Source organism: Pseudomonas sp. FSL W5-0203 (genome assembly GCF_001896155.1).
GTDB classification, from domain to species: Bacteria; Pseudomonadota; Gammaproteobacteria; order Pseudomonadales; family Pseudomonadaceae; genus Aquipseudomonas; species Aquipseudomonas paracarnis.
The window spans coordinates 107,799-123,324 of record NZ_MPOR01000004.1 but is presented as its reverse complement, the minus strand read 5'-3'; the positions used below and the strand labels follow the sequence as shown (position 1 = coordinate 123,324).

The window sequence follows — 15,526 nt, the reverse complement described above, 5'->3', positions numbered from 1 at the left end:
CCCTCAAATCCCGCGCGCATTATAAGCACGCCCGCCCTATGCTCCGGCATTCGCCAAAAGCATGTTGGGTTGACCGGGCTGATTGCCCGTGATGATCTACAGTGGTTCTCTGCAACCAAAAAAAACGCCCCTTATCAACGGGCACATAAGTGATGAACCAAGGAGAGACGCAATGCCCTATGTACCCGTAGCGCAGCTCAAAGATTACGTCGGCAAGGAACTGGGACGTTCCGAATGGCTCATCATCGACCAGGCGCGTATCAACCTCTTCGCGGAAGCCACCGGCGATCATCAGTTCATCCACGTCGACCCGATCAAGGCGGCGCAAACCCCGTTCGGCAGCACAATTGCCCATGGGTTCCTGTCGCTGTCGCTGATGCCCAAGTTGATGGAAGACATCCTGATCATGCCCGAAGGCTTGAAAATGGCCGTCAACTACGGCCTGGACAGCGTGCGCTTTATCCAGCCGGTGAAGGTGAACTCCAAGGTGCGCCTGAACGTCACCCTCACTGACGTCACCGAGAAAAAGCCGGGCCAATGGCTGTTCAAGGCGACGGCCACCCTGGAAATCGAAGGCCAGGAGAAGCCGGCCTACATTGCCGAGTCGCTGTCACTCTGCTTCGTATAATCACCACACCTTCCTCTGTAGGAGCGAGCTTGCTGAATAAATGCGGTGCCTGTGAGTTTTTCGCGGGCAAGCCCGCTCCTACAGGTGGTAGATCCTGCGCATAGACCACTAGGTTCGGCACCCCGGCTACGGCATACTCGGCGCTCAATTATCCGGATCCCGCTATGCGCCCACTCGCTCCCCTTGCCCTTGCCCTGTTGCTCACCGCTTGCGGAGACGGCGAATCGCTGTTGCCGCCCGATGCGCGCCTGCCCGATGGCGGCCGCTACCGTGGCGATGTGGTCAACGGTTTGCTGCAAGGCCAAGGCCGTGTGGACTACCCCAATGGCAGTTGGTACGCCGGCCAGTTCGACAAAGGCCAGTGGCACGGCCAGGGCGAATGGCATGGCAGCAATGGCGAAGTCTATAAAGGCGAATTCAAACAGGGCCTGTTTGATGGCCAGGGCAGCCTGACCACGTCGGGCAGCAGCTACGTGGGCGGCTTCAAGAATGGTCGACGCAACGGCGAAGGCACCCTCAAAGAGGGGCAGATGACCTATCGCGGCGAATTCCAGGACGACCAGTATTCAGGCCTCGGCCGCCTGGAACTGGCCGACGGCAGCCAGTATCAGGGCCAGTTCGCCCACGGCAAGCCCAATGGCGAAGGCCAGCGCAATGACGACAGCGGCAACCAGTTCAGCGGCCGCTTTGTCGATGGCCAACTGGAAGGCAATGGCACCTTTAATAGCGCCGAGGGCGATATCTATGTCGGCCAATTCAAGCAGAACCAGCTCAACGGTAAAGGCCGCTACGAGAACGCCGACGGCGATGTATGGATCGGCCAGTTCAAGGAGGGCGCGCTGACCGGCAAAGGCGAACTGATCGGGGTTGATGGCAGCCACTATGTCGGCCAGTTCAGTGACTGGCGCTTTACCGGCGAAGGGCGTCTTAACCTCACCGATGGCAGTTTCTATATCGGTGGCTTCGACAGCGACAACTATCAAGGCCGTGGCACCTTGGTCCTCACCGATGGCACCGTGCAGTCCGGCACTTGGGTCAATGGCCTGCGCGTACGCGACGCCGAGGGCAAGCTACTGCCCGACCCACTGGAGACCGGCATACTGGCCCAGGGACGCTTGCTCGATGACGCCCTGGCGACCGTGCCCGCGTCCACCCCGGCGGTGGAGCTGTACACCCTGGTGCTGGCCGGTGACGGCAAACAAAGCGTGTTCCTGCGTGAAGCCGATTACGTCAGCAACCTGCTCGCCACCCGCTTTGGCGCGCGCGGGCAGGTGCGCCTGGTCAACCACCGCGACCATATCGCCGACCGCCCCCTGGCCACCCGCGAAAGCCTGCGCCGCTCGGTACAAACCCTGGCCGAACGGACCGGGCCGGAAGACCTGGTGTTCATTTACCTGACCAGCCATGGCACCCATGAGCATGAGCTGGTGCTCGACCAACCGCGCATGGAACTGGCCGACCTGCCCGCCGACGAGCTGGCCGCCGTGCTCGCACCACTGAAAAACCGTGACAAGGTCATCGTGATCTCCGCGTGTTACTCCGGCGGCTTCATACCGGCGCTCAAAGATGAGCGCACCCTGATCATGACCGCCTCCCGTGCGGACCGCGTGTCGTTCGGCTGCTCGGAAGAAGCAGACTTCACCTACTTCGGTGATGCCCTTTTCGCACAAACCTTCAACCAAACGGATGATTTGCAACACGCCTTCAAACTGGCACAACTGCACGTGGCCGAACGCGAACAGGCGGACAATTTCGAAGCCTCCGAACCGCAGATCTGGGCGCCTAAGGGCGTGATCGCCCATTGGCAATTATTACGTAAACAGCAGGCACGAAAGGCGCTCGAAAGCGTCTCAATGAATAGCAAGGAAGCCAAAGGCAACTAAGCTGTAACGTGTAACAAGGGGGAAACACCATGTACCTGACACCGCAGCATATCTTGCTGGCCGGCGCCTCCGGCCTCACTGGCGAACACCTGCTCGACCGCCTGCTCAACGAACCCACCGTGACCCGCGTGCTGGCACCCAGCCGCAAACCATTGGCTGAACATCCACGCCTGGAAAACCCGGTGGGCGACCCGGCGGTGTTCCTGCCGCAACTGAGCGGCCGCGTGGATATTGCCTTCTGCTGCCTGGGCACCACGATCAAAAAGGCCGGCTCGGAAGCGGCGTTCCGTGCGGTCGACCTGGACATGGTAGTGGCCTTCGCCAAACGCGCACGGGAACTGGGCGCGCGGCATCTGATCGTGATCAGTGCGATTGGCGCCGACCCGAAATCCTCGGTGTTCTACAACCGGGTCAAAGGGGAAATGGAACTGGCGCTCCGAGCGCAAGACTGGCCGCAGTTGACCATCGTACGTCCCTCGCTCCTGCTGGGTGAGCGACTGGAACCGCGCCTGGCCGAACAGTTGGCCGGCCCGCTGTCACGGCTTATCCCGGGCAAGTACCACGGTATTGAAGTCTGCGAACTGGCTCGCGCCATGTGGCGCCTGGCGCTGGAAGAACAGGATGGCGTGCGGGTGGTGGAGTCGGACGAGTTGCGCAAACTCGGCAAGTAATGATGCAGGTCTGGTACTGATCGTTCCCACGCTCTGCGTGGTAACGCCGGTTATGACGCTCTGCGTCATGCTTGGGACGCGGAGCGTCCCCGACTGCATTCCCACGCGGAGCGTGGGAACGATCCACCCAGGCAGCCATTATCTTACAGCCCGCCCGTGGCGTTGAAGCCAACCCCCAGCACCGTCAGCACCGACAGTGGCAACAACAAGGTATCGAGCAACGCACTGGCCGGCAGGTCGAGATGGGGAGAGCTCGGGGCCTCGGCACCAAAGCGATCCTTGGCGCAACAACCGCCATTGATCGCATACAGGTCCAGGCGCGTGCCGGCATACACCACCGGCGCGCCCGCTTGCGCCGCGTCCAGCGTGCGCGCAGTGGCACAGCCGGTGAGTTGCAGCGCCATCAAGAGCAGCAGTGTTTTATTCATCGCCGCCCAAGTGGTGCTCACCCCAACGTGGCAGCATGTCCTGGGGAATGTTCAACAGGTTGAGAATGCGCGCCACCACGAAGTCCACCAGGTCATCAATGGTCTGTGGCTGGTGATAGAAGCCTGGCGACGCGGGCAGGATGGTCACGCCCATGTTCGACAACTTGAGCATGTGCTCCAGGTGAATGCTCGAATACGGCGCTTCGCGCGGCACCAGGATCAATTGGCGGCGCTCCTTCAAGGTCACGTCCGCCGCCCGTTCGATCAGGTTGTTGCAGGCGCCCGTGGCAATCGCCGACAAGGTGCCGGTGGAACAAGGCACCACCACCATCGCCGCTGGCGCACCGGAGCCTGAAGCCACCGGCGACATCCAGTCCTCTTTGCCGTAGACCTTGATCTGCCCCGCCGCCGCACCGGTGTACTCGGTAAGGAACGCCTGCATCGTCTGCACCTTGGACGGCAGCGCGACATCGGTCTCGGTCGCCAGCACCAACTGCGCCGCCTTGGAGATCAGAAAATGCACCTCACGGTCTTCACGTACCAGGCAATCGAGCAGGCGCAGGCCATAGGGCGCACCGGATGCGCCGGTCATCGCCAGGGTAATGCGTTCCGGCCCGCTCATTTCAGTGCCTCGGCCAGCTTGCCGTGCAGGCCGCCGAAGCCGCCGTTGCTCATGACCACCACGTGGGTGCCGGCTTGGGCCAAGGACTTCACATGCTCAATGATGCCTTCCAACGAATCGCAGACTGTGGAGGGCACGGTGCATAGCGCAGCAATCGCGGGCAAATCCCAGCCAAGGTTGGCCGGTGCATACCACACCACCTGGTCGGCATCGTTGACGCTCTCGGGCAGGCCATCACGGTGCGCGCCCAGCTTCATGGAGTTGGAACGCGGCTCGACGATGGCAATGATCTGCGCATCGCCGACGCGCTTGCGCAGACCATCCAGGGTGGTGGCAATTGCGGTCGGGTGGTGGGCAAAGTCGTCGTAGATGGTAATTCCATTTACTTCAGCGACTTTCTCCATGCGCCGCTTCACACTCTTGAACGCGCTCAAGGCGGCAATGCCCATGGCTGGTACCACGCCAACATGCCGAGCGGCAGCCAGGCTCACCAAAGCGTTGGCCACGTTGTGTTGGCCGGTCATGCCCCAATCGACGATGCCTTGGGCATGGCCTTCGAACAGCACTTCAAACCGTGAACCATCTTCGCTGAGCAACCTGGCCTGCCACTGCCCACCCGCGCCGGTGGTTTGCACCGGGGTCCAGCAGCCCATGTCGATCACACGCTGCAACGCAGGCTCGGTGGTGGGATGAATGACAAGGCCCTCACTTGGAATAGTGCGCACCAAGTGGTGGAACTGCCGCTCAATCGCCGGCAGATCGGGGAAGATATCCGCGTGATCGAACTCAAGGTTATTCAGGATCGCTGTGCGTGGGCGGTAATGGACGAACTTGGAGCGCTTGTCGAAAAAGGCGCTGTCGTACTCATCGGCCTCGATCACAAAAAACGGTGTCTCACCCAGGCGCGCCGATACCGAGAAGTTCTGCGGCACGCCGCCAATCAGGAACCCCGGGCTCATGCCCGCATGCTCCAGCACCCAGGCGAGCATGCTGCTGGTGGTGGTCTTGCCATGAGTGCCTGCCACTGCCAGGACCCAACGGCCTTGCAGCACATGGTCGGCCAGCCACTGGGGGCCGGAGACGTAAGGCAAGCCTTTGTTCAGTACGTATTCCACCGCCGGATTGCCGCGCGACATGGCGTTGCCGATCACGACCAGGTCCGGCACCGGGTCGAATTGCGCTGGGTCGTAACCTTGGGTCAGCTCAATCCCTTGCGCCTGTAGCTGCGTGCTCATGGGGGGATAAACATTGGCATCGGAGCCAGTTACATGATGGCCCAGCTCCTTGGCCAGAACCGCCATCGAACCCATGAACGTACCGCAGATACCCAGAATATGAATGTGCATAGTCGACCTCGTAAACATCGAGGCAGGTTAGCGTAGGGTGGGAAAGTTCGCACGCTTTAGCTGAGCGCGAAACGCCCGCCGGTAGGATCCGGCGGGCAAAAAGGCGGCCTTAAACGGAGGCCTCGGTTTTTTTGGCTTCGGCGTCTTTCAGGGTAATGATCCGGTCAGCCGCCTTTTCCAAGGCGCGATAACGGCGCTCTATCACGCCTAAGCGGCCCCCCGTGCCTGGGGCGGTTTCTGGTTCAAGGTGAGGTTTGAAAATAATGCCGTTATCCTCGGCCACTTGCTTCATATGGGTTTCCGAAATGCTCAGTAACTGCTCAAGGTTATCCAAGCGTGCCCCCCGCTCCTTGGGCCAGGCGTCGCCCATGGCAAGCCGGTCTTCAGTATTTCCCGACGCCAGCGTGATGATGACATTGGCAAATTCCAGCACCACTTTTTCTACCCGGTCCAGATGGCGCGTGGCCGAAGGCGTTGGCGTATCCGATGTGGTTGGCGCGGCTACTTGCGGTGTAGACGCGGGATCGGGCTTTGCAGTACCAGGCAAATGCGGCGGCGGCAATGGCGACGGTACATACTGGCCCTTGATCGCCTCTCCCGCGGCCACGGACCCGGCGTATGCGCCCACATTGATCGGCGCGCTGACGATGCCATTGACGCCCGCGTTGATGAACGCGTCCTTGATCGTCTTGCCGGTTGAAGGTGAGGTGGAAATAACCCCTGCCTTGACCAGCCTGTCGGCATCCAAAAGCCGCTGGGTGACATCGGCCACACTGATCTTGGGCGGTTCCACCGGCTTTACGGAGACAACCCCGCCACTGGTGGGCGTTTGAGGCCCCCTGGTCACTACGCCCTTGAGTTTATCCAAGGCCGACTGGCTTGAACTGGCTGCGGTCGAGCTGGTACCAGGGTTATTTCCACCCAGTGCGTTCTGCAGCCTGGTGGCAGTGGGATTGACCGGGGCGGGCGGCACCCTGGTCGATGGACCGGGGGACACGGACGCAGGCGACGGCACCTTGATCGATGGCGTGGGAGACACGGGCGCCGTGGGCCGGGTTGCGCCTCCAAATGGGAACCGCCGTCCGAAGAAGGAGATTCCACGCTTGTTGCGTACCTTCGGCGCTTGGTCGGCCTCCTGAGCAGAAGGCGGCGTGTCATGGTCAGGCTGAGGGGGGTCCATCGGTTCGCCCCAGCCCGTTATCGAGTGTTGCGGTGGGGAGGTGGGCGTAACATCAAGTTGAACAGGGAGTTGTGGCACAGGAGTCGTTATTGGACTTGTAATATTCATGTGTTGTCACCCTAGAAGTTTCAAACAGCGGTGTTTAAGGGCAATTAATGCTCTGCCCTTATTCCATCAGTGCTTAAAACAACGTGCCACGTTCCGGGACGACGTGAACGGGTAGAGCGATAAAAAACCTTAAATGACGTGGGACAAAAACGAGTCGTCCGCAATAACGGAGTTATTCCGACAACTGTCGCGCGCCCTAATGCATGGCGCCCCGTGAAATACCATGTTTGCGTAACTTGCGATACAGCGTATTGCGACTGACGCCCAACTGTTCCGCCACATGGCTCATATGCCAGCGCTGCTGCGCCAACGCATCGAGTAATGCCTGGCGCTCGGCGCTCTCCAGTGGCAAAGCGTACGGCGCATCCGCCCTTGCCCCTTGCGGCCGCGCCTGGCGAATCAGCGCCGGCAAGTCGTCAAGACCGACTCGCCCGCCCTCACAGAGTGCCACCACCGTGCGCAACACAGTACGCATCTGCCGCAGGTTGCCGGGCCAGTGGAATGCCAACAAGGCCTGGCGCGTCGACTCGTCGAGCATCACCTGCTCGGTGCCTGCTTCCTGCGCCAAGAGGAAATCCAACAGTTGCGACTTGTCACTGCGCTCGCGCAACGGCGGGAGGGCGACTTCCAAGCCGTTCAAGCGGTAATACAGGTCTTCACGAAAGCTGCCATCGGCCACCCGTTCCAGCAAATTGCGGTGCGTGGCGCTGATGATGCGCACGTTCACGGCTTGGGGTTCGCCGCCGATAGGCACCACCAGGCGATCCTCCAGCACCCTTAACAGGCGGGTTTGTAACGCCAGGGGCATGTCGCCGATTTCGTCGAGAAACAGCGTGCCACCATCGGCCTGTTGCAGCTTGCCGCGCATGCCTTCTTTAAGGGCGCCGGTGAAACTGCCGGCGCGATAGCCAAACAGTTCGCTCTCGATCAGGTTTTCTGGAATCGCCGCACAGTTCAGCGCGATAAAGGCCTTGTCGCCCCGCTGGCTGCCCTGATGCACGGCCTTGGCGAAGGCTTCTTTACCGCAGCCGGTTTCGCCGTTGATCAGCAAGGGCACATCGCGCTCGAACACTCGCGAGGCCTTGCGCAGCTCATTTTGCAAGGCCGGGTCGCCCAGGCAGATACCCAATGGGCGTGACGCCTGTGGCTTGATGATAGGGGCCGGCGCACTGCGCGGCTGGCCTCGCAGCGCTGCGAATAAAGGCCGACCATCGCGGGTGCGCAGCGGCCAACTGGCCGTGGCATTTGCGCTGGCCCGCCCCAGCAACTGATCCAGGGAGCAGTCGAAAAACGCTTCCACCGGCTGGCCCACCAAGCCGCCGCGCAACTGCCCCAACAGGTTCAGGGCGCTCTGGTTGACCGCACAAATGTGCCCTTCGCCATCAAACGCCAGCAAGCCTTCGCTGAATAACCCGACCGACTCGGCCTGCAGGTGAAAACGCAACAGCCAGTGGTGTTCGAAGTGGCGCAGGAAGTAGCAACTTTCGATCATCTTGGCCGACAGGTTCACCAGCGCCATGGTGTGGAACTGGCTTTGGCGCGACACGGCTTCGCGGGCCGAGGACACATCCAGCACCGCCAGCAATTCACCATGAGGATCGAACACCGGGCTGGCCGAACAGGTCAGCCCGGTATGACGGCCGCGAAAATGCTCGTCACGGTGGATCGTCAACGACTGCCGCTCTACCAGGCAGGTGCCTATGCCGTTAGTGCCTTCGCAGGCTTCGCTCCAGTCAGCGCCCAACCATAAGCCGGCGCGCTCGAAAATCTTGCGCTCCGACGGCGCGGTGACACAGTTGAGGATCACCCCGCGCGCATCGGTGAGCAGCACCGCATGGCCGGCGCCGGAAAGTTGCTGGTGCAGGCTATTCATCTCGCTGCCGGCGATGTGCAGCACCTGGCGCAGGCGTTCGCGACTTTCCAGCAGGCGCCCGTGTTCAAGCACGGTAGGCGCGATGGTCAGCGCCGGGTCGAGGTGGTAGTCCTTCACGCAGCGCAGCCAGGAGCGGGCGATGGACGGGTCGCTGCCCGGCCCCTGGGAAAGCTCTTGGCCACGGGTGACGGTCAGGACTTGCTGGGCATGGCGGCTGAAATGATCGTTATGCATGTTCTTATTATTCTCCCTGCGTGAGAACGCCCAGCATCCCCCAGCCATTGGGCCTTTGCAATCCCGGCCCGACCCACCGGTCACAGGCTGTACCGCTTATGGCACAAACTGTCACCATGCCTGTACCACACCTGTCACGGCACCGCCTTGCGACAAAGCCCAACCCATTGATTTTGCTGGCCCGCACAGCAGTGGCCCAACCTTTGCTCTACGCTTTATAACGCGCTTGCCGCGCTGTACTCCAATAAACATAAAAGCAGGAGATGCTCACCATGCGTTATGCACACCCCGGTACTGAAGGCGCCATCGTTTCGTTCAAGGCCAAATACGGCAACTACATCGGCGGCGAATTCGTGGCGCCAGTCGATGGCAACTATTTCTCCAACACCTCGCCGGTCAACGGCAAGCCGATAGCCGACTTCCCGCGTTCCACCGCCAAAGACATCGACAAGGCGCTGGACGCCGCCCACGCCGCTGCGGACGCCTGGGGCAAAACCTCGGCCCAGGACCGTTCGCTGGTGCTGCTGAAAATCGCCGACCGCATCGAGCAAAACCTCGAACTGCTGGCCATCACCGAAACCTGGGACAACGGCAAGGCCGTGCGTGAAACCCTTAACGCCGACATCCCCCTGGCTGCCGACCACTTCCGCTACTTCGCCGGCTGCATCCGCGCCCAGGAAGGCAGCAGCGCCGAAATCAATGAACTCACCGCCGCCTACCACTTCCACGAGCCGCTGGGCGTGGTCGGCCAGATCATCCCGTGGAACTTCCCGCTGCTGATGGCCGCCTGGAAACTCGCCCCAGCCCTGGCCGCCGGTAACTGCGTGGTGCTCAAGCCCGCCGAGCAAACGCCGCTGGGCATCAGCGTGCTGATGGAGCTGATCGGCGACCTGCTGCCACCGGGCGTGCTGAACGTGGTGCACGGTTTCGGCAAGGAAGCCGGCGAAGCCCTTGCCACCAGCAAGCGCATCGCCAAGATCGCCTTCACCGGCTCAACGCCTGTGGGCTCGCACATCATGCATGCGGCGGCCGAGAACATCATTCCGTCTACGGTGGAGTTGGGCGGCAAGTCGCCGAACATCTTCTTCGCCGACATCATGAAAGCGGAACCTGCATTTATCGAAAAAGCCGCCGAAGGCCTGGTGCTGGCGTTCTTCAACCAGGGCGAAGTGTGCACCTGCCCTTCCCGTGCTCTGGTGGAAGAGTCGATCTACGACGACTTCATGAAAGTGGTGATGAAAAAGGTCGAGTCGATCAAGCGTGGCGACCCGCTGGATACCGACACCATGGTCGGCGCCCAAGCGTCCGAGCAGCAGTTCGACAAGATCCTGTCTTACCTGGAAATCGCCAAGGGCGAAGGCGCGCAATTGCTCACGGGCGGCAAGGTGGAGAAGCTCACCGGCGACCTGGCCACCGGTTATTACATCCAGCCGACCCTGCTCAAGGGCACCAACGACATGCGCGTATTCCAGGAAGAAATCTTCGGCCCGGTGGTGAGCATCACCACTTTCAAGGATGAAGCCGAAGCCCTGGCGATTGCCAACGACACCGAGTTCGGCCTGGGCGCTGGCCTGTGGACCCGCGATATCAACCGCGCCTACCGCATGGGCCGGGCGATCAAGGCTGGCCGCGTGTGGACCAACTGCTACCACCTGTACCCGGCGCATGCCGCGTTTGGCGGTTACAAGAAGTCTGGCGTGGGCCGTGAAACCCACAAGATGATGTTGGATCACTACCAGCAGACCAAGAACTTGCTGGTGAGCTACGACATTAATCCGTTGGGCTTTTTCTAACTCAGCCTTATAGCAAGCAACCAGTTCCCAACTTGAAATGCAATCAAGTGTGGGAGCTGGCTTGCCTGCGATAACGATGTATCAGCCAAATAAGGGGTAGCAGACAGGCCGCTATCGCAGGCAAGCCAGCTCCCACATTTGATATCACACGCAATTGCTACCTCGTTCGGCACACAGACGCCGAGTCAAAAACAATAAGAATGGAAGGTACTTCCCATGCCTAGCGAACCCACTGGTTCTTCTGTCGACTTCGAAAAAGTCGGTACCGATTATTTTCAACAACGCGAACTGAAAAAAGGCGCCGCCGGCTGGGTACTACTGGTTGGCCTTGGCGTCGCTTATGTTATTTCCGGCGATTACGCCGGCTGGAACTTCGGCCTGGCCCAGGGCGGCTGGGGTGGCATGTTCCTCGCCACCTTGCTGATGGCCACCATGTACCTGTGCATGTGCTTTTCCCTGGCCGAGTTGTCGTCCATGATCCCCACTGCTGGCGGTGGCTATGGTTTTGCCCGCAGCGCCTTCGGCCCCTGGGGCGGGTTCCTCACCGGTACTGCCATCCTTATCGAGTACGCCATCGCGCCCGCCGCCATCGCGGTGTTTATCGGCGCCTATTGCGAGTCGTTGTTCGGCATTGGCGGCTGGATGATCTACCTGGTGTTCTACATCATCTTTATCGGCATCCACATCTTTGGTGTGGGCGAAGCCTTGAAGCTGATGTTCGTGATCACCGCTGTCGCCGCGATTGCCCTGGGCGTGTTCCTGGTGTCGATGGTGCCGCACTTCAACGTCGCCAACCTGCTGGATATACCCGTGACCGAGGCCAATGGCGCCAGCAGCTTCCTGCCGTTCGGCTACGTCGGCGTGTGGGCCGCGATCCCTTATGCCATCTGGTTTTTCCTGGCGGTGGAAGGCGTGCCGCTGGCCGCTGAAGAAACCAAGAACCCCAAGCGCGACCTGCCGCGCGGGCTGATCGGCGCGATTGTGGTGCTGACCAGTTTTGCCCTGTTGATCCTGGTGATCGCGCCGGGCGGTGCGGGCACTTATGCGCTGATCAAATCCGGCAACCCGCTGGTTGAAGCCTTGGCGTTGTCCTACGGCGGTTCCACCTGGATGGGCAGCTTCGTCAACCTGGTCGGCCTGGCCGGTTTGATCGCGAGCTTTTTCTCGATTATTTACGCCTATTCGCGGCAGATCTTTGCCTTGTCCCGTGCCGGTTACCTGCCGCGCAAATTGTCCGAGACCAACAAGAGCAAGGCGCCAGTATTGGCACTGGTAATCCCCGGGATTATCGGCTTTGGCCTGTCGCTGACCGGCCAGGGTGACTTGCTGATCCTGGTGGCGGTGTTTGGCGCCACGATTTCCTACGTGTTGATGATGGCCGCCCACATCACCCTGCGCATCCGTCGCCCTAAAATGGAGCGGCCATACCGCACACCCGGTGGCATCTTCACCTCAGGCGTGGCACTGGTGCTGGCTTGCGTGGCCGTGGTGGCGGGCTTTCTGGTGGACCCGCGCGTGGTGATTGGCGCGGCGATCATCTATGGAGTATTAATTGCTTACTTTGCTTTCTACAGCCGGCATCACTTGGTAGCAGGCACGCCGGAAGAGGAATTCGCGGCGATCCAGGCCGCAGAGGCCGCCCTGCACTAACTGCCGAAAACCTCGACGCGGCGCCTTGCCCACAGCAGGCGCGCGTCATCAAGGAGACACTGTATGGCAAGCTTTTCCCACGCGGTGGGTGCTCAAACCTACCGCTTCGACAGCCTCAAGGACGTGATGGCCAAGGCCAGCCCGGCACGCTCCGGGGACTTCCTCGCCGGTGTCGCCGCGCAGAATGACGGCGAACGTGTGGCGGCGCAGATGGCGCTGGCAAATATCCCGCTCAAGCACTTCCTGCAGGAAGCATTGATTCCTTATGAAAGCGATGAAGTCACCCGGCTGATCATCGACACCCACGATAAACAGGCGTTTGCAGCGGTCAGCCACTTCACTGTCGGCGGCCTGCGCGACTGGCTGCTCAGCGATGCGGCCGATGAACAGGCCCTACGCGCATTGGCGCCAGGGCTGACACCGGAAATGGCCGCGGCCGTGTCCAAGATCATGCGCGTGCAAGACCTAGTGCTGGTGGCGCAGAAGATCCGCGTGGTCACCCAGTTTCGCGGCACCCTGGGCCTGCGCGGGCGCTTGTCCACGCGCTTGCAGCCCAACCACCCCACCGATGAACCGGCCGGCATCGCGGCGAGCATCCTCGACGGCCTGCTGTACGGCAACGGCGACGCCATGATCGGCATTAACCCGGCCACCGACAGCATCGCCTCGATCTGCGCCATGCTCGAGATGCTGGACGCGATCATCCAGCGCTACGACATCCCCACCCAGGCCTGTGTGCTGACCCACGTCACCACCTCCATCGAAGCGATCAACCGCGGCGTACCGCTGGACCTGGTGTTTCAGTCGATTGCCGGTACCGAAGCGGCCAATGCCAGTTTCGGGATCAACCTGAACGTGCTGCAGGAAGGTTACGACGCGGGCTTGAGCCTCAAGCGCGGCACCCTGGGCCAGAACCTGATGTACTTCGAAACCGGCCAGGGCAGCGCTTTGTCGGCCAATGCGCACTTTGGCGTCGATCAGCAAACCTGTGAAACCCGTGCCTACGCCGTGGCCCGGCACTTCAAGCCGTTTCTGGTGAACACGGTGGTCGGCTTTATCGGCCCGGAGTACCTGTACAACGGCAAGCAGATTATCCGCGCCGGCCTTGAAGACCACTTCTGCGGCAAACTGCTCGGCGTGCCCATGGGTTGCGACATCTGCTACACCAACCACGCCGAAGCCGACCAGGACGACATGGACACCCTGCTGACTCTGCTCGGCGTGGCCGGCATCAACTTCATCATGGGCATCCCCGGCTCCGACGACATCATGCTCAACTACCAGACCACCTCGTTTCACGACGCCCTGTACGCCCGGCAAACATTGGGTTTAAAACCGGCGCCGGAGTTCGAGCAGTGGCTGGCGAAAATGGGCATCTTCACGCAGGCTGATGGCAAGGTGCATTTTGGCAATAGCTTGCCACCGGCCTTTCGTCACGCCTTGGCGCAATTGGGATGAAGGAGCCGACTGTGCAACCAGAATTGCCTGACAACCCGTGGCTGGAACTGCGCCGCCTCACCCCGGCGCGTATTGCCCTGGGCCGCACCGGCACCAGCCTTCCCACCAGCGCCCAACTGGACTTCCAGTTTGCCCACGCCCAGGCGCGGGACGCGGTGCATTTGCCGTTCGATCACACCGGCCTCAGCCGCCAATTGGCCGAACGTGGCCGAGACAGCCTGTTGCTGCACAGCGCCGCCACAGACCGGCACATGTACCTGCAACGCCCGGACCTGGGGCGACGCTTGAGCGATGAGTCGGCGCAAACATTGCGCGACTACGCTTCGGCCCAGCCCGGCGGGGTGGACTTGGCCATCGTAGTAGCCGATGGCCTGTCGGCATTGGCGGTGCATAAACACACAGCGCCGTTTCTGGCGCGCCTGGAAGAACAGACCCACGCCGAAGGCTGGTCCTTGTCACCGGTGATCCTGGTAGAGCAAGGCCGCGTGGCGGTAGCCGATGAAATCGGGCAGCTACTGGGCGCCAAGATGGTGGTGATCCTGATCGGCGAACGACCGGGGCTCAGCTCGCCGGACAGCCTGGGCCTGTATTTCACCTACAACCCCAAGGTCGGCCTCACCGATGCCTATCGCAACTGCATCTCCAACGTGCGGCTGGAAGGCCTGAGTTATGGCATGGCGGCCCATCGCCTGCTGTACTTGATGCGCGAGGCGTGTCGCCGGCAGTTGTCGGGGGTTAATCTCAAGGATGAGGCACAGGTTCAGACCCTCGAATCGGACGACCCGGACCTGATGAAGGGCAATTTCCTGCTCAGCCCGCCCGATGACCGATAGCGGCAAGATTGCGCTTTTTGGCGTCATTAGGCAGCATCGAGTCACGGCCGCTCGTGTGGTCATACCCCATTTGGAAGTTGAGGCCTGGCATGCGGATTACTCAAGCGACCCTGGAACACCTGGACCTGTTGACCCCGTTGTTCGTCAAATACCGCGAGTTCTACGGGGCCCTGCCGTTCCCGGACTCGTCACGGGCCTTTTTGGAAAAGCGCCTGCGGCGCAAGGAGTCGGTGATCTACCTGGCCCTGGCCGACGATGATGACAAGCGGCTGCTGGGGTTTTGCCAGCTGTATCCGAGCTTTTCCTCACTGTCTCTCAAGCGGGTATGGATCCTCAACGACATCTATGTGGCCGAGGATGCGCGCCGGCAACTGGTGGCCGACAACCTGATGCGCACGGCCAAGAAAATGGCCAAGGACACCCACGCGGTACGGTTGCGGGTATCGACCAGCAGCGATAACGACGTGGCGCAGAAGACCTATGAGTCGATTGGGTTTCGCGAAGACACCGAATTCAAAAACTACGTGTTGCCGATCAACGAAGACTGAAAACCGGTAAGCCAAACACCGCAATATCCTTGTGGGAGCTGGCTTGCCTGCGATGGCGAAGTGTCAGCGAGCACTTCTCATACTGACCCACCGCTATCGCAGACAAGCCAGCTCCCACATTGGGTCCGGCGACTGGCTTGAAGCCCAACCCCTTCACAATTTCGCGACACTCCCCGCTACAAAAGCCACACGCTTTTCACCTCTCAATCCGTATAATGCCGACCTTTCAGGGTTGTAAGAACCGCGACAATTACTTGTAGCCTTATTGCCT

14 protein-coding genes are annotated in these 15,526 nt (G+C 60.9%); 9 read left to right on the top strand and 5 right to left on the bottom strand.

Annotated elements, in window-relative coordinates:
* The first annotated feature begins 172 nt into the window (after positions 1 to 172).
* From BOP96_RS05960 to BOP96_RS05950, 3 genes are all read left to right on the top strand, one after another.
* Complete coding sequence (locus BOP96_RS05960; RefSeq protein WP_019818757.1) at positions 173 to 628, top strand: MaoC family dehydratase; 456 nt, start codon at positions 173 to 175, stop codon at positions 626 to 628.
* A 164-nt stretch (positions 629 to 792) separates the two neighbouring features.
* Entirely contained in the window at positions 793 to 2,511 is a 1,719-nt protein-coding gene (locus BOP96_RS05955) for a C13 family peptidase (RefSeq protein WP_073452074.1), read from the top strand.
* 29 nt (positions 2,512 to 2,540) lie between these two features.
* On the top strand, positions 2,541 to 3,182 hold the full coding sequence (locus BOP96_RS05950; RefSeq protein WP_014720096.1) for an oxidoreductase: 642 nt from the start codon (positions 2,541 to 2,543) through the stop codon (positions 3,180 to 3,182).
* Positions 3,183 to 3,325: 143 nt separating this feature from the next.
* Here the strand turns inward: BOP96_RS05950 and BOP96_RS05945 are convergent, their stop codons facing one another.
* From BOP96_RS05945 to BOP96_RS30390, 4 genes are all read right to left on the bottom strand, one after another.
* The gene (locus tag BOP96_RS05945) at positions 3,326 to 3,610 is read right to left on the bottom strand and encodes a YceK/YidQ family lipoprotein (RefSeq protein WP_073452072.1); all 285 of its coding nucleotides are present in this window, start codon (positions 3,608 to 3,610) and stop codon (positions 3,326 to 3,328) included.
* Complete coding sequence (gene ubiX, locus BOP96_RS05940) at positions 3,603 to 4,232, bottom strand: flavin prenyltransferase UbiX (protein WP_003194503.1); 630 nt, start codon at positions 4,230 to 4,232, stop codon at positions 3,603 to 3,605. Before ubiX ends, BOP96_RS05945 begins: the two co-directional genes overlap by 8 nt.
* The gene (gene mpl, locus BOP96_RS05935; RefSeq protein ID WP_014720099.1) at positions 4,229 to 5,578 is read right to left on the bottom strand and encodes a UDP-N-acetylmuramate:L-alanyl-gamma-D-glutamyl-meso-diaminopimelate ligase; all 1,350 of its coding nucleotides are present in this window, start codon (positions 5,576 to 5,578) and stop codon (positions 4,229 to 4,231) included. Before mpl ends, ubiX begins: the two co-directional genes overlap by 4 nt.
* 109 nt (positions 5,579 to 5,687) lie before the next feature.
* Positions 5,688 to 6,446: a hypothetical protein gene (locus BOP96_RS30390; RefSeq protein WP_224796998.1), complete on the bottom strand. Its 759-nt coding sequence runs from the start codon at positions 6,444 to 6,446 to the stop codon at positions 5,688 to 5,690.
* Between BOP96_RS30390 and BOP96_RS30385 the strand changes: the two genes are divergently transcribed.
* Positions 6,433 to 6,717 carry a hypothetical protein gene (locus tag BOP96_RS30385; protein ID WP_177480889.1) on the top strand — a complete coding sequence of 95 codons (285 nt, stop codon included), beginning with the start codon at positions 6,433 to 6,435 and terminating at the stop codon, positions 6,715 to 6,717. The genes BOP96_RS30390 and BOP96_RS30385 overlap by 14 nt on opposite strands.
* 345 nt (positions 6,718 to 7,062) lie before the next feature.
* Here BOP96_RS30385 and BOP96_RS05920 read toward each other — a convergent pair whose 3' ends face one another.
* Positions 7,063 to 8,973 carry a sigma-54-dependent Fis family transcriptional regulator gene (locus BOP96_RS05920; RefSeq protein WP_073452069.1) on the bottom strand — a complete coding sequence of 637 codons (1,911 nt, stop codon included), beginning with the start codon at positions 8,971 to 8,973 and terminating at the stop codon, positions 7,063 to 7,065.
* Positions 8,974 to 9,245: 272 nt separating this feature from the next.
* Here BOP96_RS05920 and exaC point away from each other — a divergent pair, with 272 nt between their 5' ends.
* The 5 genes from exaC to BOP96_RS05895 all read left to right on the top strand — a co-directional run bounded on the left by exaC (position 9,246) and on the right by BOP96_RS05895 (position 15,255).
* Positions 9,246 to 10,766 (top strand): acetaldehyde dehydrogenase ExaC, encoded by a 1,521-nt coding sequence (exaC, locus tag BOP96_RS05915; RefSeq protein ID WP_005791797.1) that lies wholly within the window; start codon positions 9,246 to 9,248, stop codon positions 10,764 to 10,766.
* A gap of 216 nt (positions 10,767 to 10,982) precedes the next feature.
* A complete protein-coding gene (gene eat / locus BOP96_RS05910) occupies positions 10,983 to 12,416 on the top strand; it encodes an ethanolamine permease (RefSeq protein ID WP_073452067.1) in 1,434 nt (477 codons plus the stop codon).
* A 63-nt stretch (positions 12,417 to 12,479) separates the two neighbouring features.
* Positions 12,480 to 13,874 (top strand): ethanolamine ammonia-lyase subunit EutB, encoded by a 1,395-nt coding sequence (locus BOP96_RS05905; RefSeq protein ID WP_073452065.1) that lies wholly within the window; start codon positions 12,480 to 12,482, stop codon positions 13,872 to 13,874.
* Positions 13,871 to 14,707, top strand: a complete 837-nt coding sequence (eutC, locus tag BOP96_RS05900) for an ethanolamine ammonia-lyase subunit EutC (RefSeq protein WP_019818775.1) — start codon at positions 13,871 to 13,873, stop codon at positions 14,705 to 14,707. Before BOP96_RS05905 ends, eutC begins: the two co-directional genes overlap by 4 nt.
* An 89-nt stretch (positions 14,708 to 14,796) precedes the next feature.
* A complete protein-coding gene (locus tag BOP96_RS05895) occupies positions 14,797 to 15,255 on the top strand; it encodes a GNAT family N-acetyltransferase (RefSeq protein ID WP_014720105.1) in 459 nt (152 codons plus the stop codon).
* Positions 15,256 to 15,526 lie beyond the last annotated feature (271 nt).